Below are 21,373 nucleotides of genomic sequence, written 5' to 3'. Positions count from 1 at the left end.
CGTCTGGGCCGGATGTGGATGGCCGACAGGGGTTTTGCGGTTCTCAGAAGGCGGTCAGGTAGCGTTCGTGCTCCCACGCGCCGACCGCGGAGTGCCAGTCCCAGAATTCGGTCTTCTTCAGCCGGGCGAAATACGCTGCGACACTGGGAACATCGGAGCCGGGTGGGATGGCCGCATCCAGCGCACCGGTCATCACCTCGTCGGTCTCCAGCCGCTCGATGGCATGCAGGAGGGTGGCGGGCAGTCGTTCCTGCTTGGGGCCGGTGCCGAGCGCGCCGGGGTCGGCAGCTCGTTTGATGCCGTCCAGTCCGGCAGCGAGCGCCGCGGCGGCAGCGAGGTACGGGTTGGCGGACCCGTCGCCGCCGCGCAGTTCGATCCGGCTGTTGTCCGGCACCCGCACGTAATGGGTGCGGTCGTTGCCCCCGTACGTCGGGAAGCGCGGTGCCCACGATGCGCCCGATGCCGTCGAGATGGCACCGGTTCGCTTGTATGAGTTGACCGTTGGTGCAATCACTGCCTGCATGGCGCACGCGTGGTCGAGTACTCCGGCGATGAACGAGTATGCGGTTGCAGACATCGCCAGGCCGCGGTCGTCCTCGCCTGAGTCGGTGGGGAACACCGGAGTTCCGCCGCTGGTGAGCGAGATGTGCATGTGCAGGCCGGAACCGGTCTTGTCCGCGAACGGTTTTGGCATGAAGGTGGCGATCATGCCGCGTTCGGCGGCCATCACGTTGAGCAGGTAACGCAATGTGATGACCCGGTCGCAGGTGGTCAGGGCCTCGGCATAGTTGAAGTTCTGCTCGAACTGGCCGGACCCGTCCTCGTGATCGTTCGCGTAGTTGCCCCAACCGAGTCCGTTGATGGCGGTGCTGATCGAGGAGAGGTGGTCGTACATTCGGGTGACGCTGCGGGCGTCGTAGCACGGCTGGGCTGCGGTGTCCTGGTCGTCGGCGGGCACCAGGGCCCCGTCAGCGGTGCGTTTGAGCAAGAAGTACTCGACCTCGGCACCGATCCAAGGCTCGAATCCGGCGTCGATCGCCTGCGCGATCATGGCCTTGAGGATGTTGCGCGGCGCGAACGGCCATGGTGCACCGTTGACATGTGGGTCGCAATGGACCAGCGCCAGACCGTCTTTCACGAACGGGATGGGGGTGAACGAGGCCGGATCGGGAATGGCGACCAGGTCCGGGTCCTTCGGCTCCTGGCCGATGGCGCCGACCGCGTAGCCGGCGAACCCGACGCCCTCGGTGGCGAGTACTTCGACTGCTTCGACCGGCACCAGTTTCGCGCACGGCTTGCCGTTGAGGTCGACGAACAGCGCGAGGATGAACTTGGTTCCGGACTGCTCGGCCAGCGTGGCCAACTCACTGCGATTCGTCATACCAACTCCGACTACTGATAGGAATCAATGTTTCTCAATAGTAGACACGGAGTGGTTAGTGATTGCAACTGTGGTGGTGTAACTTCGGCGTTACGCTCCGGTTCACGAGGTTGTTACACGCTACGGAGTGTCTCCGCAAAGAAAACGGTGTCTACTGAGCAGAGACGGGCATGTGTATGCCCCCGAATCTGCGAGGAGGCGAAATGGATACCGGAACAACAGCATTCATGCTCTGTTGCATCATTGGGCTCACGATCATGATCCCTGGGCTGGCACTGTTCTACGGCGGCATGGTCAGCGTGAAGAGCTCGACCAACATGATGATGATGACGTATGGCGCGGTGGCCGTCGTCGGTGTGCTGTGGGTGTTGTTCGGATTCTCCATGACTTTCGGCACCTCCTACGGCGGTTTCGTCGGCAGCTTCACCGAGTTCGCCGGGATGAAGAATCTCCTGGACCCGATGACGACCATCAATGGGTTGCCGGTGAGCTTGTTCGCCTTGTTCCAGGCACTCTTTGCGGCCCTCACCGTGGCCATCGTCTCGGGTGCTGCCGCGGATCGGATGAAGTTCGCGGCGTGGATGAGCTTTGCGACGGCGTGGGCGATCCTGGTCTACTTCCCGGTCGCCCATTGGGTTTTCGCGGTGGACGGCGTCGTCACCAGTGATGCCAAGGGCGGTTGGATCGCCAACAAGCTGCATGCGATCGACTTCGCCGGCGGCACCGCCGTGCACATCAACGCGGGTGCGGCCGCCTTGGCTGTTGCGCTCGTCCTTGGCAGGTCGGCGACCTGGACGTCGCGCCGGCCGCACAACGTGCCCCTGACTCTGCTCGGTGCAGGCCTGCTGTGGGCCGGTTGGTATGCGTTCAACGGCGGCTCGGCGCTGGCCGCCGGCAAGCCGGCGGCGATCGTCATGGTCACCTCCTTTGTGGCGACGTGTGCGGCGGTTCTGGGCTGGCTGCTGGTGGAGAAATTCAAGGATGGTCACGTGACCGGCATCGGTGCGGCCTCCGGCGCGATCACGGGCCTGGTCGCCATCACCCCGGCGTGTGGTGCGGTGACCCCGGTTGGTGCCATCTTCGTCGGATTCATCCCGGCGGTGATCTGTCCGTTCGCGATCGGGCTCAAGCACAAGTTCGGGTACGACGATTCGACCGACGTCGTCGGCGTGCACCTCGTCGGCGGCATCGTCGGCACGCTGCTGATCGGATTCTTCGCCAGCGCGGGAATGCCGAACGGGGTCGACGGCCTGCTGTACGGCGGCGGTGCAGACCTGCTGCTCAAGCAGGCTGTCGCCGCAGGGGCGGTACTGGCCTACTCGTTCACGGTCGCACTCGTGATCGCGCTGGTGATCAAGAAGGTCATGGGTCTGCGGATCTCCGCCGAGACCGCCCGCCGCCCCCCCCCCCCCCCCCCCCCCGCCGTATGCGCTACCAGTGCACGCCGTCTACCAATGCACGCCGTCTACCAGTGCACGCCGGGGATCAGGCGCACCGCCTGCTTGACCGGCCGGGGCACCCGGATGCGGGTGACGGCGTTGGGCCGCTTGGGTCGGCGCGGGTTCCGGGGGCGATCGGCCACCGGCGGGGTTTCGGAGACACCGCGGGCCGCCGCCGAATCCGGGTAGCCGAGGTACAACTGGTGCAACACGCGGCGAGACAGCTTGGGGGTGAAGTAGTTTCCGAGGTCGCCCAGTGTGCCCATCGGGGTGTCGATTCGGGCCGGCTTGTCGATCAGGCCACGCACCACCATCGCCGCGGCGTGCTCCGGGGTGATCGGCGGCATCGGATTCAGTCGCTTCGACGGTGCGATCATCGGGGTTTCCACCAACGGCATGTGAATGTTGGTGAACGTGATGTGGTCCGAAAGGGTCTCGGTGCCAACCACTTCGGAGAAGGCATCGAGTGCGGCCTTGCTCGGTAGGTAGGCGCTGTACTTCGGGCTGTTGGCCTGCACCCCGGCACTCGACACGTTGACCACGTGACCGAACCGGCGTTCCCGCCAGTGCGGCAGCAGCGCCAGCGTCATCCGCACCGCGCCGAAGTAGTTGACGGCCATCACGCGCTCGTAGTCGTGGAAGCGATCGGTCGAGTTGACCACGGAACGCCGGATCGAGCGGCCGGCGTTGTTCACCAGGTAGTCGACGTGGCCGAACTGGCCCAGGATGTCCTTGACGGTGTGCTCCACCGACCCGCCGTCGGCGACGTCACACGTGAAAGCGTATGCCTCGCCACCGAATTGGCGAATCTCGGTGACCAGTTCGTCGAGGGCGTCGGCGCTGCGGGCCAGTGCGAACACCCGTCCGCCGCGTTCGGCGACGGCGACGGCCGAGGCCCGGCCGATGCCGCTCGAGGCGCCCGTGATGATCACGTTGCGGCCGACGAGCGGGCCGCGCGGGTCATCCCGGCGAGCGCGGTCGGGGTCCAGGTGCACGGCCCAGTAGCGCCAGAGTTTCGGTGCGTAGGAGGCGAATTCGGGCAGCGCGATGCCGGTGCCCTGCAGTGCCGCGACGGTGGTCTCCGACGCGAATGTCGGCGCCAGGTCGACGACGTCGAGCACCTCACCCGGGATGCCCAACTGGGTGGCGGCCATGTTGCGCAGCACCCTGGCCCGGCCGGTGGCCTTGAGCACCGGGGCGGCCGTGGCTCGCGGCAACGTGCCACGCAACGGTGGCAGCCCGGCCTCGCCCGCGACGCCGCGGTAGATGTCTTTGAGCCCAATCGGATTCGGTGACGTCAGGTGGAACGTCTGGCCGTCCCGGCCGTCGGCGTGCATCAGCGCGACCAGGGCGTCGACCACGTAGTCCACCGGCACGATGTTGGTGCGTCCGGTGTCGGGCACCATCATCGGCGTGAACTTCGGCAGCGCGGCCAGTCGGGCCAGCACTCCGAAGAAGTAGTACGGCCCGTCGACCTTGTCCATCTCGCCGGTGCGGGAGTCGCCGACCACGACGGCCGGCCGGTACACCCGGTAGCGCAGACCGGGGGTGGCATGCACCAGTTGTTCGGCTTCGAACTTGGTCTGGTGGTACGGCGTCGGCAGCTCCTGTGAGACGTCGAAGTCGTCCTCGGTGAAAATCCCCCGGTAGTTGCCCGCCACCGCGATCGACGACACGTGGTGCAGGGTCGCGTTCAGGCTGCGGGTCAACTCGATCACCGCCCGGGTGCCCTCGACGTTGGCGGCCTGCTGGGTGGCGGCGTCGACGGTCATGTCGTAGATCGCGGCACAGTGCACCACGTGATCGACCGGACCCAGATCGGCGAGATCGGACAGGCCCAGATCCGCGGAGGTGAGGTCACCGACCAGCGGTTTCGCCCGGTCACCCCAGTCCGCGGCCAGTTCCTCGAAGCGGGCCAACGAGGCCCGACGAACGAGAACGAACACTTCGGCTTCGTCGTGCTGAGCCAGAATCCGGCTGACGACGCGGCGGCCAATAAACCCGGTACCGCCGGTAACGACATATCGCATGCGAGTCATCGTGAACCTCTCGCGGGCCGAGGTCAATAGCGCGTAGGGTCCGAATTTGTCACACCCACCTGTGAGGGAGAACCGCCGAATGCCGATCAACCCCAACGCCGTCGGAGCCAAGACCGCACCGCAGCCCTTCGAATGGACCGAACGCGACACCCTGCTCTACGCACTCGGAGTCGGTTGCGGGACCAAGGATTTGGCGTTCACCACGGAGAACAGCCACGACATCGACCAGCAGGTGCTGCCCACGTACGCGGTCATCTGCTGCCCGGCTTGGGGCGCGGTCGGCGAGGTCGGCAGCTTCAATTTCGGCAAGCTGCTGCACGGCAGCCAGCAGATTCGGCTGCATGCGCCGCTGCCGCCGTCGGGCCGATTCAACGTCAGCTCCGAGGTGGTCGACATCCAGGATAAGGGCGAGGGCAAGAACGCCATCCTGACGTTCAAGGGCACCGCCACCGACGACCACGGAAACGTGATCGCCGAATCGTGGTCGACCGCGGTGATCCGCGGCGAGGGTGGTTTCGGTGGACAACCGGGGGAGCGGGCCGCGGCTCCGGAGATCCCGGATCGCCCTGCGGACGCCGTCGTCGCGCTGCCCACCACCGAGGACCAGCCGCTGATCTACCGGCTCTCGGGTGACCGCAACCCGCTGCACAGCGACCCGTGGTTCGCGCAGACCCTCGCGGGATTCCCGAAGCCGATCCTGCACGGCCTGTGCACCTACGGGGTCGCCGGCCGGGTCCTGGTCTCCGAGCTCGGCGGTGGCGATGCCGCCAAGATCAAGGCTGTCGGCGCACGCTTCACCTCACCGGTGTTCCCCGGCGAGACGTTGACGACGTCGGTGTGGCGCACTGAGCCCGGGCGCGCGGTGTTCCGCACCGAAGCCGCCGGGACCGACGGCAGTAATGCCCGCTTGGTGCTCGAGGATGGGACTGCGGAGTACAGCGACTGACGATTCCGCGCCGCGTTGGCGCGGCGTGTCAGTGACCGGCGGAAGCGGGCGTATCGGGAACCGGGCCACTGCGGAAAACGTTTTTGCCGCAATCGACGCATTCCCATCGCCGCCCGCCGTTCGCGGCGGGTTTGGGGCTGGTACTGGCCAGTGGATACATGCCGGTGCTGCCGCATCGGGGGCATTTCGGGGCCATATATCGACTCTACGCGTACCGGCGGCCGCGCAGACGGCGTAGCGTCATTGAGGGGGCCGTGTCGTTGCCGCTCGGCGGCTCGGCTCAAATTGAGTTGCAGCGTAATGTCCGTCGCCGTTTTGCCGGTGGTCGTCGCGGCATCGACCGTAAGGATTTCTCATGGCATGGCGCACGGACCGGCTCAGACACTCTGCGATGCTCTGATGGCATACCTCACGCAGCGGATACGCGCAGACAAACCCGTACGGCTGTGTCTGGCTGATGATCTCGGCGGCCGGCTCGACGGCGCGTGGTGGCCATACACCGGAGCCCTGGCCGACGAATTGGCCGGTCTGGTGACGGTTTTGGAAGACCGATTGGGGAAAATCGTTTCGGTGGAGCTCAATTGGTCGCCGCTGCACAATCCGCCAAATCTCAATTGGCGGGACTGGCGCACCAAGCCTCAACACATCATGACGATCAGGGGATCTGACGCGAGCGCGACTCTGCTCATCGTGCCGAGCACGACCAACAGCTCGTTGGCCGGCATGGTGCTGCGACGCGCAGCCAGTCAAGCAGTGGACCTGCGGCGAGGCGAAGAGGCGATGTTGCAGACGGCTGAAGAAATCTTGACAGCCGCACGGCGGCAAAGGGTTTCAGGCAAAATTCTGGACTGACGCGGGGCAAACCCGCGCCAGCCCAGGACTTTTGGCGTGCTTAGAGGACGGTAACGCCAACGGCCTGCGGGCCCTTGGCGCCCTGGGTGACGTCGAACTTCACTCGCTGGTTCTCTTCAAGCGAGCGGAAGCCGCTGCCCTGAATCTCGGTGTGGTGAACGAAAACGTCGGGCGTGCCGCCGTCCGGGGCGATGAATCCAAAGCCCTTCTCGTTGTTGAACCACTTCACGGTACCTTCGGTCATGCTGTTACTACTTTCTTTTTTTCATCATGAATGCGCATCGGCGCATCCAAATCTGTTGGGGCGCAGCGTAAGGGATTCTTAGCTGGCTAGTCGGCATGCTGCGCGGCAGCCAGGATGCCCAGCACGGTCGTGTGGTCATCGGGCCGCGCGGCGTTCATGAGCGCGTTATGGGCTTCCGCCGGATCCGTGGCTGCGGGCACCGTCAGGAGGACGATCCTGTCACGGTCGAGCCCAATCACCTCAACGGTGTTGATGGGCTGGCGCTGATATCCGTCCAGACGGACCTGCCGTCCGCCGGTGTCGAGTTTGGACGGTGCGCCCGACCACTCGCCGACGTTGTACAGCACTCGGTCGATCCGTCCGAGACGAACCGACAGCACGGACAAGAGGTCGGGCAGTTCACTGCTCAGGTTGCTGGTGTGCGGCCACCACGCCCCGTCCACATATCCGCTGTGGGGAGCCTTGGGCTTCAACCGTAAACGGGGAGTGTGCGTCGGGGTGGTGCGGTCGATCAGGGTCGTGTGGTCATGTTGCGGCGTCATTCCGACGCTCCTGCCTTGACCGCGAATCGGCCAAACTTCTTCGAATCGGCGACGGCGTGGCAATGATCAGCCACGCGACGAAGTACCGCCGATGCAATCAGCATACCCGGGATCCGCCCAGGGGCAAATCGGCTTGATCGATGCTCGTAACCCGACGGTCCGATCGATCGTGCGTTGTTCCGCCCACCCCCACGCGTCAAATCCTTTGTTGTGCAAAGGTTGTCGCGTGGGGGTGGGCGGTCTGAATCAGCCGGTGACGGCCCGATCGAGGGCAGCCAGCGACGCCTCGATGAACCCGAGGGGGAACGGTGGCATGCCGCCGATCTGGTCGCGGAAGGCCTGCGGCGTTCCGGTCCAGTCGTAGGTCAGGGTGGCATCCGTGCCGTCGCCGTTCGGGGCCAGGTCGTAGCGCCACCACCAACCGCCCGGGATGTATTCGCCCGAGTCGTCCAGACTCCCCGTCGCCCAGCCGACGGTCTTGTCCTGTTCGAAGTCGGTGACCCGGTTGTGCGTGATGTAGTCGCCGCCGGCCTGGTCGAGGTACATGTTCATGGCGAAAACCTGGCCGGTACCAGTGATCGGAGCGGAGTCGATGGCGTCGCGGACCCAGTCGCCCGGCTCGGTGTCCTTGTGCCGCGCAGGGTTGGCCAGCACGGCGAACACCGCCGCGGGCGTCGCGGCGATGGTGCGGGTGGCGACGAAGCGTTCTTGTGCCGTCGTGTTGCTGGTCATCGGTGCTGTCCGTTCGGTCCGTAGAGGCGTGCGATATCGGGGGAGCCGGCCCACTTGGAGTAAGTCGGCGATTTGGGCCAGCCGTCGGGCGAATCCTGCCACTGCTCCTGGCGGCCGTAGGGCAGAACGTCGATCAGCGAGAAGCTGTGGCCCAGCTGCTCGGTGCCGCGGCCGTTGGTGTGCCAGGTGCGGTACACCGTGTCGCCGTCTCGGAGAAACACATTCACCGCGAAACCGTCGCCCGGTGCGGCATCCACGTCGGATCCGAAGGTGCTGTCCGACGACGAGTACCAATCCATCTGGTTGCCCACCTTGTTCCTGTAGGCGAGCGCTTCCTCGATGGGTCCGTTGGTGACGATGACGAACCGGGCGTCGTAGTTGGCCAGGAAATCCAGCCGGGTGAACTGCGAGGTGTAGCCGGTGCAGCCGGAGCACTGCCACTCGGCACCGTCGGTCCACATGTGGTTGTAGACGATCAGCTGCGACCGGCCGTCGAAGATGTCGGCCAGCCAGATGGGACCGTCGGCACCGATCAGCGTGTAGTCGGGTAGCTCGACCATCGGCAGCCGGCGCCGTTGCGCGGCGATGGCGTCGAGTTCGCGCGTCGCGGCCTTTTCGCGTCGGCGTAGGTCGTCGAGGGCGGCACGCCAGGTGTCCTGGTCGACCACCGGTGGCAGGGCGGTCTGCTCGGTCATGTTGCCTCCTGAAGAGTGTGTTCATGGGATAGACCGGTGCGGGCCCGAATATTCATCGCGGCTCGCCGAACCAGTGGGTGAGCGCGTCGCGCAGTCCCGTTTCTGTGGCACCCGCCCAGGCGATGTGCGCATCCGGCCGGATCAGCAGGGCGTCACCGGGGTGATCGAGGATGTCGACGCGGTCGGCCCACGGCGCCGCGACGTTGCACAGCTCGGTCGGTCCGACGAAGACCGGTCGCGCCGCGCGCAGAGCCGCCACGACGTCGTCGGGCAGGCCCGACGCGAACGCGCCCGCCAGGGCGTGCGGCTGCGCGCCGGTCATCGGGTACCGGACGTCGGACGCCGCGATCATCGCGCCGACCCGCGCGAGTGCGGGCGCGTCGGAGACCAATTCGCTGAACACTTTTCGCAGCGCCTCGTCGGCCGGGTCGTGTCCACGCCGCAACGACACCTGGGCCTGAGCGTGCAGCAGTAGCCGCTCACCCGCGAGGTGACGCTCGGAGTGGTAGGTGTCGAGCAGTCCGGGTGGGGCCCAGCCCTGGATCGTGGCGGCCAGTTTCCAGGCGAGGTTCACCCCGTCGAGCATCCCGGCCGAGACGGCCACGCCGCCCGTCGGAATCTGATGGGCGGCGTCGCCGGCCAGCAGCACCCGGCCCGCGACGTAATGCTCGGTGTGCCGGGCCGCGTAGGTGAAGCGGGTCAGCCGTTGTGACTCGCCGAGCGGAATGTCCACGCCGAGCACGCGGTGGACGCTGTCGCGGAATTCGTCCAGCGTCATCGGGTCGTCATCGTCGTAGTCGTGATCGGGAGCCTCGCTGGTGTACATGCCCAGCCGTCCGGGCTCCGACGACGCGATGGCGAAGATTCCGCCTTCGGTCTGGCTGTACCCCCAGGGCAGACGGCCGTATCCGGGCACGTCGTAGTCGCCGTCGTCGCGGACGGTGATCTCGTGCGGCCACGTGACGTTGGCCATCCGATGGACCTCGGGGTAGACGATGCCCGGAAACTCGATGCCGGCCAGTTCCCGGACCCGGCTACGCACCCCGTCGCAGCCCACCACGTACTGCGCGCTGATGCGGTACGGGCCGTCAGGTCCCTGGACATCGAGGTGCACGGCGTCCTCGTCCTGCTGTAGGCCGGTCACCTCGTGGCCGCGCCGGACCTCCACTCCGAGCCCGCGGACGTGGTCCTCCAGCAGCGCCTCCAGTTGCGGTTGGGGGAGTCGCTGCACCTGCATCGGTGACTCATCGAGCTCAGTTAGGTCGACATGGATGCCGCCGAACGGCAGTTTGGCGGTGACGGGTGCGCCCGCCGCGTCGTCGAGCAGTTCCCCGAGTTCCCGGTAGCGCAAGAGGTTCAGGATCTGACCGCCGATGCCGCCGGCCTTGGCGACCTCGCGGATGTTGGTGAGCCGTTCCAGCACAAGCGGTTTGACCCCGGTCAGGCAGAGTTCGGTGGCCAGGGTCAGGCCGGTCGGTCCGGCGCCCACGATGATCACGTCGGTGTCTGTCATGCGTCCCCCTCAAGACGATCAAGCCGCAAGTTGCGTTGCAGCCCAGCGATTCTGGAGCATGAGGGGGGTCTTGCCACAAGCCCCCGGGTGCGCTATATGTTGAAAGTGGCTGGAGGGAGTGTGACTCCTTATTCTGCGTGGCAATTCGTCATTTCAGATCGCACAACGTGGCAAGGTTGCAGTCTTGAGCACGATGCACTGGCGGTATGCGGTTCTCGACGTCGTGGGATGGCACTCTGGCGCCTGGCGTTGCCCGGTCGGCTGCATTTTGAATTCTGGCGAGGAGCAAACACACCGAAAGCCGAGTTGCCGCGGTCGTCGCCGACCAGGGCTAATTTGCCCCACATAGAGATGTCCGCCGCGCAGTCGGTCGGGTTGTATGAGGGGTGCCGCCGGTACTTTGGCGTGATGGTTGCGCGAGTGCCAGCGATGTCCATCCGATGATCGGGGGTGTGCGAGTCCCTGGATGTTCGCCCGATCGCAGGGACAATGGGCGCATGGATCAATGTCAACTCGCCGAATTCCTCCGTAACCGGCGTCTGGCGCTGACTCCTGAGGAAATCGGGTTGCCCGGCGGCCCGCGGCGTCGCACGAGTGGCCTGCGTCGCGAGGAAGTTGCGGCACTGGCAATGATCTCCACTGACTACTACTGCCGCATGGAGCAGCAGCGCGCCTCACAACCTTCGGTGGATGTGGTCGCCTCGTTGGCCAAGGCTTTGCGCCTGTCTTTCGACGAACGGGACCACCTGTTCCGACTGGCCGGACACAATGCGCCTGCGCGCACCCCGGTCGGCAACGAGGTCAGCGCTGCGATGATGCGCATACTGGATCGACTGCAGGACACGCCGGCACAAGTAATGTCGGCGCTGGGGGAGACCCTGGTCCAGACGCCGCCGGCGCGTGCACTTCTCGGTGATGAGACCAGGTACGAAGGGCTGTCCCGCAGCATCCTGTACCGGTGGTTCACCGATGAGGCCGCGCGCAGCGTATATCCGGTCGAGGATCATCCGAAGGTGGGGAGGTCTTTTGTTGCCGGCGCTCGCATCGCCTATGTGCGTGACGGCGCCAAATCCCGGGCAGCCCAAGTGATCGACTCGCTACTGCAGCGCAGCCCGGAGTTCGCTGAGCAGTGGGCGCAACACGATGTGGACCAGTCACACGAGCTCAATAAGCGAATTGTGCACCCGCGGTTGGGAATTCTCGAGCTTCAGTGTCAGGTGCTCCACGATGTGGCACACCTCCACACGCTGCTCGTGTTCACCGCAGATCCCGGTACGACAAGCCGCGGCAAGCTCGCGGCGCTCTGCGCCGCCCCGCACGATTACCAGCGTGACGCCCCTGCTGAAGCCGGCGCCGGGCAGGCACCGCTCAGCAGCTGAATCGGTGGTGACCGATGACTGACAGCAGCCGCATGGTGGTGTCATCGGCAGAACCTGGAATCGCGTGATAAATCACTAACCGTTGGCTGCGGTCGGTCACCGCGAGTACTTCGCGCTGCAACGTGAGAGGACCGAGTGACGGATGGACGAAGCAGCGCGCCTCAATGGTCGAGGGTTCGTCTCTGAGGTCGTCGCTTTCCCAGAGCACGGCGAACTCGTCACTTCGACTGCGTAACAACGCGATGAGGTCGGTCACGGAACGACCTGTTCTCGCGCTTGCTTGCGCGCGCCGCAGGTCCGCAGCGATCTCCACACTGATTGCGCGGTGATCACTGAGCGCGTAACGCTGCCGCTCGCCGGCGGCGAGAAACCAGCGATAATAACCGCTGCGTGCTCGCCCGGTGTACCTGCTGAGGTCTCCGATCAGCGATATGGAAGCCCTTGTCTGCCAGAGCACCTCGCCCAGCGGGCCGACGGCGTGCGCCGGTGTGTCGGGGAGTCTGTCGAGCAGCAGCATCACTCCCGGATCGACATGCGCGTAGCCCCCATCGTCATCGGCGGCGTAACCGGCTGCGGCGAACAAGGTGTCACGTTGCTCGCGGGTGAGCCGAAGGCCCCGTGCCATGCCGGCCAACGTAGTGGGCGAGGGACGCGGCCCAGACGCTTGGATGTCGCGAGGCCGCTCCAGCCGGCTGTAATAGTTGGTCGATATCGAACAGAGTTCGGCAACTTCTTCGCGACGAAGACCCGGCGTGCGCCGGCGCCTACCACGGGCGAAGCCAACGTCCTCGGGCTGCAGCGCCCAGCGCCGTGCTCGCAGGAACTCCGCCATCCGGCCGAGATCGACATCCGGTGCATTCACGTCTCGATGATCCGGCTGCACTGCGGACCGGTGGAAGGACCTGAGCATCCGCGGATCGGTGATCCGTGGACGTGAAAGGGGGAGCGTCGATCAGCGGATAACTTCGGCCTGAAATGAGGCGGCGCGACGTGACAGTGTCGGATCAGCGGCAAACGCAGGTGACACGAAAGGAGCCGGAGTGAGCAGCAGATCGCAGGTTGTCGTGCCAGACATGCAGGGAAGACTCGCCGTGATCACAGGTGCAAGCGACGGCATCGGCTTCGCCCTTGCCGGCAGACTCGCCCGCGCCGGGGCTGACCTGGTGCTGCCTGTTCGTAATCTCGCCAAGGGCGACAAGGCGATTCAGGAGATCCGTGCCATGGCGCCGGAAGCTGACATTCAGCTCCTTCCGCTGGATCTTTCGTCTCTGCAGTCGGTCGCCGATCTTGCGCAGAGTCTGCTGAGCGCTGGGCGCCCGATCAACGTGCTGGTCAACAACGCCGGCGTCATGAGCCCGCCCGAGCGGCAGACGACTGTGGACGGATTCGAACTGCAGTGGGGGACCAATCATCTGGCGCACTTTGCGCTCACAGCCCGGATACTGCCGCTTCTGAGTGCCGGCACCGCTCGTGTCACCACTCAGTCGAGTATCTCGGCGCAGATGAACGGGATCGATTGGGATGACCTCAATTTCGAACAGTCCTATTCGGACTCCAAGGCTTACAGTCAGTCCAAGATTGCGAATCTGATGTTCGCCCTGGAGCTCGATCGGCGCAGCATCGCCGCCGGGTGGGGTATCACCAGCAACGCATCCCATCCCGGCGTGACTCCCACCAATCTGCTGAAGGCACAGCCGCATATGGGCCGTTCCCGCGACACTCTGGGTTTCCGGATGGTGAAGGCGTTCGCGCGGTTCGGCCTTTTGAACCGGTCGGCTGAACAAGGAATGCTCCCCGCTCTTTATGCGGCTACGCATCCAGATGCTGAAGGCGGCAAGTTCTATGGACCCAGCGGTTTTCTGCACTTGTCGGGACCTCCCGCCGAACAGAAGGTCTATCGGCCGGCGCGCGACGGCGAGGAGGCCGCGCGAGTGTGGGAAAGGTCGGAGGAACTCGTCGGCGTTCAATTCGCCACCCGCTGAACCAGCCTGCTGCGGTTGCTCCGCTGTTGGCGACTGCGAACAGGTCAGGCGCCGTCAGCCTTCAAGGCTGGTTCGAGCAGTGTCATCGCTAAGTCGTAGGCGGCACCCACGCGCTCGACGTCGTCGGTTGCGGCGATATCCAGATACAGCCCGCGGACCAATCCAAGGAACAGGGTTGCGATCGTGCTGGCCCGCCGGGGCTCGATGCCATGGGTGGTCAGTGCACGCTGAAGGGGCGCGATCCAATTGTGGACTACCGAATCTGCAAACCACTCGTAGGCCTCTGGTTCGCGTAGTGCGAGCCCGTAAAGCTCGAAGAAGAAGACGAACTGTCGGGAGTACTCCGGAGCCAGCCAGAGGTTCCACAGGCCACGAAGCACTTCGGCAGGCTGGCCGTCGCTGCGTGCCCAAAATTGATCGAACACTTCGATTGTCTCGCCCAGGATCTCCTGGCAGACCTCACGCACCAAGTTCTCTTTGCTGCCGAAATGTCGGATCAGCGTTGTGATCGAGGCGCCGATCGCGGACCCCAGGGGGCGCAACGTCAAATCAGCCACGCCGGCTTCGAGCACGTAATCGGTTGCCGCGGCAAGGAGTTCGGGCTTCCTGTGTTCCCACCGCAGTGTGCGCCCGTCCGCGGCGGCCCCTGCACTGCCTGCCGATTTGGTCATCAAGCAAGCCTACACAATTCGAACAACCACTTTACCGAATCGAACGATTCGGATACCATCACTCGGGTCTGGTCTACAAAGGAGAGCCGAATGACCCCCACCGCCATCACCAACGTGCATCTGATCGACGGTCGCGGCGGCCCGCCGAGACCGACGAGCACAGTCATCGTGGAAGGTGACCGCTTCAAGACCATTGGCCCGACAGCAAGTACCGAAATACCGGCAGGTACGACCGTGATCGACGGCACCGACCGCTGGATGGTCCCTGGCTTCATCAACGGCAACGTCCACCTTCTCGACGCGTGGATGTTCATGATGGGACCCGGCACCATCGAGTATCTGGCCCGGTGGGAAGGCCGTTATGTCGAGGTCATCGAGGAAGCCGCACAAGTGGTGCTGCGCAACGGCGTGACTACTGTGTTCGACACTTACAACGCCGTGGAGCCGGTCCTCGCCGCACGCGACCGAATCAACGCAGGCGTCTCGCAGGGGGCCCGCATATTCGCGGCGGGCGCGATCATCGGCATGGGTGGCCCATTCAGTGCAGACTTCCACTTCGCCGGACGGCGGGCTGCCTCACAAACCTTCGTCAACCGAATCGATGCCATGTTCGAAGCTGGCGTCGGACACCAGCTCAGCCTGTTGCCGCGCAATGAGGTTCGAGCGCAGGTACGCGACTATCTGAGCCGTGGCGTTGACATGCTCAAAATTGCAGTCAGCGACCACATCTTCATGACGGTCGGCACCGACCGCTCGTACCAAACGTTCACCCGCCCGGTCCTCGACGCCATCGTCGAAGAGGCGCGCTCGGCGGGCGTACCGGTGCTCACGCACAGCCTTTCCATCGAAGCGCTGGCGACGTCGCTAGAGCTAGGGGCCGACGTGCTCATTCATGCCAATTACACGATGGGCCAGCCTTACCCGCATTCGCTTGTCGACCGTATCGTCGCGAGCAACTCCTGGGCGGAGTTGCAGACCGTGCACCAACAGTACCTACAGACACTCGAAGGGAACGGCAGCTTTGGTGCCGCTATTGGCGGAGGCGCCTACGCCGACAACGAGCGCACGCTCATCGGTGCCAACGCAAAAATCATGATGGGCACAGACGCAGGCTGTCCGAGCATTGACCACCAACGCGACCTTCCCCTAAACGAGCGTGAGGACCGCCCGTGGACTCTAGGAGGCGACCACTTCCATTGGACGCAGTCGCTGGTCGAGAAAGGCATGTCACCCCTGGATGCCATCTCGGGTGCCACGCTCAACGTGGCCCGCGGATACGGCAAAGACGATGTGATCGGGTCGATTGAAGCAGGGAAGCTTGCAGACTTTGTTCTCTTGGAACGTGATCCACTCGATGATATCCGCAACCTGCGGGCGATTAGTGATGTTTTCCAAGGGGGCGCCGCAATTGATCGCACCGCCTTGCCAGCACGTCCTTTGGCGACTACGCATCCTGCGTGATGCCGCGAATGCTGTTGTGGCCGAGCCTATTCTTCTCAGAGACGAAACGGGTTCCCGGCTATCTGGACGTCGGCACGTCCCACCCACACCGGCACCGGTGCGGCGAAACCTGAACTTTTGATGGCTTACTTGCGCCGCGGACGACGGTGTGATCGCGAAGCTGGCTGCCGAGGTCGACTGAGTACGGCATAGTTAACGGCGTCAGAGGCGCCGGCATCTGGGAACAGATGGTGACGGCTCAAAAGTCATGTGGTACGCCGAAATATCTGGCGGTTGTTGTCTTTCGGGGTCAAAAGAGACTGACGACGAACTACGGTTTGGGTGTGGCCGGGAAGACAGGCAGCTGACATGGTCGGAGTCGGGGAAGACACCCGCGCGGGTGAGCCGTTGACGCAAGCGGCGACCGCAATCTCGGCGAGGTTTGACGCCAAGCTGGCCGAGATCACCGGGTCGGTGCTTGACCTATTGCTGTCCGAGATCGCCGAACTGCGTCAGGAGGAGCAGCTTCGTCAGCTGATATTCGACTCGGTCGCGGCGAACATGATTTCGTTCGTCTCCACGGTCCGGCACGGAATCGCCGTCGAGTTTGTGCAGGCTCCGGCGGCGGCGGTGGAAATCGCGCGCCGCCTGGCTCAACGGGACATCTCTGCCAATGTCCTGGCCCGCTCATACCGCCTCGGCCACCAAGGTGTACTGCAAGCAGTGTTGGCTGAGATCCGCGCCGCGGACCTCGATCCGCGACTGGCGTTGGATGTTTTCGACGCGATGTCGACGGTGTTGTTCAACTACATCGACCGGATTTCGCAAGAGGTTATCGAGGTATACCAGCAGGCGCGGGAGATTTGGCTGGGGAACCGAAATAGCCTGCGCATTACAGAGATTCGTAATCTTCTTGCTGGTGGCGAGATGGATGTCGATGCCGCGACTGTGGCCATTCGATATCCGTTGCAGCGGATCCATCTCGCGGTGGTGCTGTGGTGCGACGACTCCGAGGACCGCCTGGCCGAGATGGAGCAGTTGGTTCAGCAGTTCGCGGCGTCGATCGGCGCTGCGGACTCGCCGCTTTTCGTCTCGGTCGATCGGGCCACGGCATGGACTTGGGTCGCCGTGCCTGCGGCGGTCGTAGATGAGGCGGTGACAACGTTGGGCACATTGGTGCCGGCCGATGGCCCGTATGTGGCCGCCGGTACTCCGCAGTGCGGGGTCGCCGGCTTCCGGCTGTCGCACCGGCAGGCCGAGGATGCCCGCGTCGTCGCGGTGGCGTCGGGTCCCCGACGGCGCCGGTTTACCGCGTTCGGCCACCGCGGTGTCGCGCTCGCGGCGCTGCTGGGGTCGAATGTCGATGCGCTGTCGGCGTGGGCCACGGAAGTGCTTGGCCCGCTGGCCTGTTCGACCGTCAGCGACCAGCGTCTCCGGGAGACGCTGCAGGCCTTCCTCAAGGCGGGTGGCAGTAACAAGGCTGCGGCCGAGGAATTGAATTTGCACACGAACTCGGTGAAATACCGGGTGCAGCGGGCGATCGAACGCCGGGGCCGGCCCATCGAGGACGACCGGCTCGACGTGGAAGTCGCGCTGTTGCTGTGCAGTCTGTTCGGGGATCGGCTGCTTGATCCGGCGGACGCCGGCCGGTGAGAGCGGCCGATGATGCCGGCGTTCGATCGGGGCCGAAGGCGGCGTGCCTCAGTCGAGGATGAAGGCTCCGCCGGCGGCGGTGGCAAGGTCAGCGCCGAAGGCGGCTGCCGGCGTGTAGGCACCGGGCTTGCCTTCGCCGCGGGCGAGTCGCGCTGCCGTCTCGGCGGCGACGGCGGCGGTGTAGTCCATGCCGTCGTCGGCGCGCAGCCAGCCTTCGCGACTGGTGCCGTCAGCCCAGGTGAGGACGGCATGACCCCAGGAGTGGGCACGCGGGCGGGGCGCTGCCTTGAGTGTGGCCTTGGCCAATTGGCGTACGGCCAACCGCTGCAGGCTGGGGATGGACAACAGTGCGGCCAGCGCTGGCAAGGCGACCCGCACGATGGCGGAGGTCGGGGCGAGACCGGTGGTGACTGTCACGTTCGGCGCTCCACTTATCCGATGGGCGGCGACGAGTTCACCGGCCGGCGCAGCCGCGGACTTCATCGTCTGACCATCAGGGAGCCGATGGACTTGCACGTCGGAGCCGAGACGAGCGTTGACCAGACGACCGCTGTCGTAGCGGCGTCCACCAGTGGTGATGAGGTCCACCATCGCGGCGGCGAAAGCCGTACCGACCACCCCGGCCTCGGTGGACACCGAAGACAGTGCGTCGACGCGTACATGACTTGGCGTGGGACGCGTTTCGCACAGCTTGGCGACGACGGCCTCGGTGGCCAGAACGCCGAATCCGGCACCGGTCACCAATGTGCTGCCGGCCGCGCGCGCGGTCTCGTCGAGGTCGAGCAGCTTGGGGATCGCCACGAGATCAGCGGCAAGGTCCACGTAGTGGCCGCCCGGCATACACGCGCGGGCGATGGGCACCGCCGTCTCGGTGTACGAGCCCATGGCGTTGAACACCACAGCCGGGCGCTCGGCGGTGATCAGAGCCGCCATGCTCGCCGAAGAGTCGGCCACCACGACCTTCACCAGATCACTCTGGCCGAGATCGGTCCGCACCTTGTCCAGCCGTGCGCGGTCGAGTCCGACGAGCGTCACCGGTAAGCCTCGGGCGGCCAGGCGCGCGGCGACGGCGACACCGATCCGGCCGGTCGCGCCCAAGATCCATACCTCACCGTTGTTACCGAACGTGTTGTGCGCCATTGGTACTCCTCTCTTCGGGCCGCGTCGAAGGGTTGAACCGAGTGATGTCTCAGTGTGTCATCACAAGGCTATCAGTAATGACACGCTGAGACATCGCTTGCTAGGGTTCCGTCCATGGCGAGGTGGGATCCGGGAACCGAAGAACGCCTCACCAAGGCCGCGTTGGAGCTCTACGCAGAGCACGGCTACGACAATGTGACCGTGACGCAGATCGCCGAGCGTGCCGGTATCACCCGTCGCTCGTACTTCCGGTACTTCGCCGACAAACGCGAGGTCTTGTTCGCCGGCTCGGAACGGCTTCCGGCCGCTGTGCACGATGCCGTCCTCGCTGCCGATGAGGCCGCCGCTCCACTGTCTGCGGCCCTGAGCGCCGTCGCCGACGCCGGCACACGCCTTGTCGAGCACGTGGAGAACTCGGCAACTCGCCGCGCGGTGATTGCCGCGAGCGGAGAGCTCACCGAACGCGAACGCACCAAACTCGCCGCTGTCACTACCGCGATCTACGAAGCGCTCCAGTGCCGCCACGTCGAGCCTCGCACAGCGAAGCTGGTTTCACAGGTCGCCACGATCGCCTTCCAAAATGCCTTCGACCTGTGGATCGACGGGCAGGGAAGCAAGGACTTCACGTCCTGCTTGCGGGCAGTCACGGATGACCTTCGCGACGCGGGCCTTTGATCCGCGCAATGTGGTTCAGTTGAGGCCGAGCGGTCCGGCCAATTCGGCAAGTGAGGGAATCAGCTGGCGAGGTCCGGTCAGAACCTGCACGGGCACGTGGGTCGCGCCAGCGGCGAGATGCTCTTTCAATCTGCCTGCGATGTCGTCAGTGCCGCCATACGCGACGAGCGCGTCGATCAGGGCGTCACTACCGGGTGCGGCGACATCGGAGTCGTTGAACCCCAATCGCTTCCAGTTGTTCACGTAGTTGGTCCCGTTGAGGTAGACGGCGAGAGCCTTCCGTCCGATGGCCCTGGCCTGGGTGGCGTCCGTGGTCAGCACCACCTTGTGTTCGGGGGCGATGAACGCATCTGGTCCGACCAGTGCGCGCGCCTGAGCAGTGTGCTGTGGGGTGGTCAGGTAGGGATGGGCTCCCGCGCTACGGCGCGCGGCCAGCTTGACGACCTGGGGACCGAGCGCCGCGACGATGCGCTGATCCTTGGGCACCCCGTATTCGTCCAGCTTGGTGAGGTACTCGTTGAGCGCGTCGTAGGGTTTCTTGTACTCGGCGGTCAATTCGGGATGCCCGGCCCCGATGCCGAGCAGGAATCGGCCGGGATGGGCGGCCTCGATGCGGTGAAACGACTCGGAGACCGCATCGGCGGTCGCCGACCAGATGTTGACGATGCCGGTTGCCACCTTCAGCGTCTTGGTCGCCTCAAGGATTGACTCAACCCAGTCGAGTTCGGCCGGCGGCGAGCCACCGGCCCAGATTGCTCCGTAGCCGAGCGCCTCGATATCGCTCAGCTGGGCGGCGGTCATTTGCTTCCACTGCTGGAACAGGCCGAATACGCCGAAGGTGCCCAGAGCTGGTCCAGTCATGGTTCGGTTCACCTGTCGTGCACTCGAGAATGTTGGAAATAGACTGCGGCACTGCGGCTTTGAATGTATGGCAACCGGTGAAGAAGCGATTGCGGCATCGTCTATTTGAGCAACGCAGCGAGTTCTCTCGCGAATACGGAGATGGCGACGTCGCCATCGTCGAGTACGCCCGCCAACAATGGGAAGCTGTGTGGCATGCCCGCGTACTCATGGGTTCGGACTTTGATTCCCGCGGCAGCGAGCCTTTCGCTGTAGCGGTGGGCATCGCCGGCGACGGGATCCACCTGAGCGCTGACGATCACGGCGGGCGGGGCGCCCTGGAGATCATGCGTCAGCAACGGCGAGGCGAGACTTGAACGGCGGTCGTCGGTCTCGGGTACGTACATGTCGTAAGCCCATTCAAGCGCGGCCCGGGTGAGAAACGGGCCGTTCCTGTACCGTTCGACCGAGTCGCTGCTCATGGTGGCATCGAGCGCCGGGCACATCAGACCTTGTGCCTTGACCGGAGGGCCCTGTTCACGTGAGGCAAGTGCGATGCTTGCCGCGAGTGCGCCCCCGGAAGAATCTCCGGCGATCGCCAGGGCGTCGGCATCGATGCCCAGCTCGTCGGCGTGCTCAGCGACCCACGAAAAAGCATCGGCTCCGTCGTGGTGGGCACGGGGAAAGCGATGCTCCGGTGCCAGGCGGTAGGCAATAGAGATCACGATGAATTCGCCTCTGACACAGAGTTTTCGGCAGAGCCGATCATGGGTGTCAAGGCTTCCGCGGACAAATGCCCCGCCGTGTAGATAAACGACGCCCGGCAACGCCAGTCCGGCTACGCTGGGCCGGTAGCGGCGTACAGTGACCGTCCCTTCCCGCACCGGGACGGTGAAATCATCTACCGTGCAGCGTGTTTCAACGTCACCCGCCAGCGCGATCAACTTATCGCCGGCTTCGCGGTAAGCCGCGATCGACATCTCCCACGGCTGCGCGGCAGGGCGTTCAGGCAAAGACTGCAATAACTGCTGAACCTGCGTATTCAGCCCGCTCATGCGGTGACGCGGAAGACTTGGAATTCGACGACGGGTCCGGGTTGGACGCGTCCTTGTCCGACGAAGATGGTTTGGTTGACCCAGGCGTATCGGGGGTCTCCGGATTCCAGGCGTGGGGTGGTGACGAAGTAGTGGTCTCCGTAGTTGGTGCCGGG

The 21,373-nt window shown here is 64.8% G+C and carries 20 protein-coding genes and 1 pseudogene; 8 read left to right on the top strand and 13 right to left on the bottom strand.

Annotation, left to right across the window (positions count from 1 at the left end; translation table 11 throughout):
- Positions 1–43: 43 nt before the first annotated feature.
- Entirely contained in the window at positions 44–1,381 is a 1,338-nt protein-coding gene (glnT, locus tag AC1U2B_RS14360; protein ID WP_480217325.1) for a type III glutamate--ammonia ligase, read from the bottom strand.
- Positions 1,382–1,584: 203 nt separating this feature from the next.
- Here glnT and AC1U2B_RS14355 point away from each other — a divergent pair, with 203 nt between their 5' ends.
- Positions 1,585–3,009, top strand: a complete 1,425-nt coding sequence (locus AC1U2B_RS14355) for an ammonium transporter (RefSeq protein WP_480217324.1) — start codon at positions 1,585–1,587, stop codon at positions 3,007–3,009.
- Here the strand turns inward: AC1U2B_RS14355 and AC1U2B_RS14350 are convergent.
- Positions 2,910–4,850, bottom strand: a pseudogene (locus AC1U2B_RS14350) (SDR family oxidoreductase); the annotation flags it as partial. The gene AC1U2B_RS14355 and the pseudogene AC1U2B_RS14350 overlap by 100 nt on opposite strands.
- 88 nt (positions 4,851–4,938) lie before the next feature.
- Between AC1U2B_RS14350 and AC1U2B_RS14345 the strand changes: the two are divergent.
- Together AC1U2B_RS14345 and AC1U2B_RS14340 are read left to right on the top strand one after the other, a co-directional pair.
- On the top strand, positions 4,939–5,805 hold the full coding sequence (locus AC1U2B_RS14345) for a MaoC family dehydratase (RefSeq protein WP_480217323.1): 867 nt from the start codon (positions 4,939–4,941) through the stop codon (positions 5,803–5,805).
- A 300-nt stretch (positions 5,806–6,105) separates the two neighbouring features.
- Positions 6,106–6,657: a DUF5994 family protein gene (locus AC1U2B_RS14340; protein ID WP_231575607.1), complete on the top strand. Its 552-nt coding sequence runs from the start codon at positions 6,106–6,108 to the stop codon at positions 6,655–6,657.
- Between the two features lie 40 nt (positions 6,658–6,697).
- Here AC1U2B_RS14340 and AC1U2B_RS14335 read toward each other — a convergent pair whose 3' ends face one another.
- The 5 genes from AC1U2B_RS14335 to AC1U2B_RS14315 form a co-directional block, all read right to left on the bottom strand.
- Positions 6,698–6,901: a cold-shock protein gene (locus AC1U2B_RS14335; protein ID WP_043396795.1), complete on the bottom strand. Its 204-nt coding sequence runs from the start codon at positions 6,899–6,901 to the stop codon at positions 6,698–6,700.
- An 86-nt stretch (positions 6,902–6,987) separates the two neighbouring features.
- Positions 6,988–7,443 (bottom strand): DUF5994 family protein, encoded by a 456-nt coding sequence (locus AC1U2B_RS14330; protein ID WP_071289264.1) that lies wholly within the window; start codon positions 7,441–7,443, stop codon positions 6,988–6,990.
- 246 nt (positions 7,444–7,689) lie between these two features.
- Positions 7,690–8,175 (bottom strand): SRPBCC family protein, encoded by a 486-nt coding sequence (locus AC1U2B_RS14325; protein ID WP_480217322.1) that lies wholly within the window; start codon positions 8,173–8,175, stop codon positions 7,690–7,692.
- Positions 8,172–8,870 carry a DUF899 domain-containing protein gene (locus tag AC1U2B_RS14320; protein WP_480217321.1) on the bottom strand — a complete coding sequence of 233 codons (699 nt, stop codon included), beginning with the start codon at positions 8,868–8,870 and terminating at the stop codon, positions 8,172–8,174. Before AC1U2B_RS14320 ends, AC1U2B_RS14325 begins: the two co-directional genes overlap by 4 nt.
- A gap of 52 nt (positions 8,871–8,922) precedes the next feature.
- Entirely contained in the window at positions 8,923–10,383 is a 1,461-nt protein-coding gene (locus tag AC1U2B_RS14315) for an FAD-dependent monooxygenase (RefSeq protein ID WP_480217320.1), read from the bottom strand.
- Between the two features lie 440 nt (positions 10,384–10,823).
- Between AC1U2B_RS14315 and AC1U2B_RS14310 the strand changes: the two genes are divergently transcribed.
- Entirely contained in the window at positions 10,824–11,762 is a 939-nt protein-coding gene (locus AC1U2B_RS14310; RefSeq protein WP_480217319.1) for a helix-turn-helix transcriptional regulator, read from the top strand.
- On the opposite strand, the gene AC1U2B_RS14305 is transcribed toward AC1U2B_RS14310, so the two are convergent.
- Positions 11,752–12,624, bottom strand: coding sequence for a helix-turn-helix transcriptional regulator (locus AC1U2B_RS14305; protein ID WP_480217318.1), 873 nt, complete (start codon positions 12,622–12,624; stop codon positions 11,752–11,754). The two genes, AC1U2B_RS14310 and AC1U2B_RS14305, sit on opposite strands and share 11 nt — an antisense overlap.
- A gap of 178 nt (positions 12,625–12,802) precedes the next feature.
- Here AC1U2B_RS14305 and AC1U2B_RS14300 point away from each other — a divergent pair, with 178 nt between their 5' ends.
- Positions 12,803–13,744, top strand: coding sequence for an SDR family oxidoreductase (locus AC1U2B_RS14300; protein ID WP_480217317.1), 942 nt, complete (start codon positions 12,803–12,805; stop codon positions 13,742–13,744).
- 44 nt (positions 13,745–13,788) lie between these two features.
- Here the strand turns inward: AC1U2B_RS14300 and AC1U2B_RS14295 are convergent, their stop codons facing one another.
- Complete coding sequence (locus AC1U2B_RS14295) at positions 13,789–14,415, bottom strand: TetR/AcrR family transcriptional regulator (protein ID WP_480217316.1); 627 nt, start codon at positions 14,413–14,415, stop codon at positions 13,789–13,791.
- Positions 14,416–14,505: 90 nt separating this feature from the next.
- Between AC1U2B_RS14295 and AC1U2B_RS14290 the strand changes: the two genes are divergently transcribed.
- Complete coding sequence (locus tag AC1U2B_RS14290; protein ID WP_480217315.1) at positions 14,506–15,876, top strand: amidohydrolase family protein; 1,371 nt, start codon at positions 14,506–14,508, stop codon at positions 15,874–15,876.
- Between the two features lie 348 nt (positions 15,877–16,224).
- Positions 16,225–17,508 carry a PucR family transcriptional regulator gene (locus AC1U2B_RS14285; RefSeq protein ID WP_480217314.1) on the top strand — a complete coding sequence of 428 codons (1,284 nt, stop codon included), beginning with the start codon at positions 16,225–16,227 and terminating at the stop codon, positions 17,506–17,508.
- A 48-nt stretch (positions 17,509–17,556) separates the two neighbouring features.
- Here the strand turns inward: AC1U2B_RS14285 and AC1U2B_RS14280 are convergent, their stop codons facing one another.
- On the bottom strand, positions 17,557–18,648 hold the full coding sequence (locus AC1U2B_RS14280) for a saccharopine dehydrogenase family protein (RefSeq protein WP_480217313.1): 1,092 nt from the start codon (positions 18,646–18,648) through the stop codon (positions 17,557–17,559).
- Between the two features lie 114 nt (positions 18,649–18,762).
- On the opposite strand from AC1U2B_RS14280, the gene AC1U2B_RS14275 reads away from it, so the two are divergent.
- The gene (locus AC1U2B_RS14275) at positions 18,763–19,323 is read left to right on the top strand and encodes a TetR/AcrR family transcriptional regulator (protein WP_480217312.1); all 561 of its coding nucleotides are present in this window, start codon (positions 18,763–18,765) and stop codon (positions 19,321–19,323) included.
- A 15-nt stretch (positions 19,324–19,338) separates the two neighbouring features.
- Here the strand turns inward: AC1U2B_RS14275 and AC1U2B_RS14270 are convergent, their stop codons facing one another.
- The 3 genes from AC1U2B_RS14270 to AC1U2B_RS14260 form a co-directional block, all read right to left on the bottom strand.
- Entirely contained in the window at positions 19,339–20,184 is an 846-nt protein-coding gene (locus tag AC1U2B_RS14270; RefSeq protein ID WP_480217311.1) for an LLM class F420-dependent oxidoreductase, read from the bottom strand.
- Positions 20,185–20,285: 101 nt separating this feature from the next.
- On the bottom strand, positions 20,286–21,218 hold the full coding sequence (locus tag AC1U2B_RS14265) for an alpha/beta hydrolase (protein ID WP_480217310.1): 933 nt from the start codon (positions 21,216–21,218) through the stop codon (positions 20,286–20,288).
- Positions 21,215–21,373, bottom strand: a 159-nt coding sequence (locus AC1U2B_RS14260; protein WP_480217735.1) for a DUF3237 family protein, incomplete at its 5' end; no start/stop codon positions are given. The genes AC1U2B_RS14260 and AC1U2B_RS14265, both read right to left, overlap by 4 nt.

The organism is Mycolicibacterium sp. P4_G11, assembly GCF_056555145.1.
Note: the sequence above shows the minus strand (reverse complement) of the source record. Positions and strands in the feature narration are given on the sequence as shown.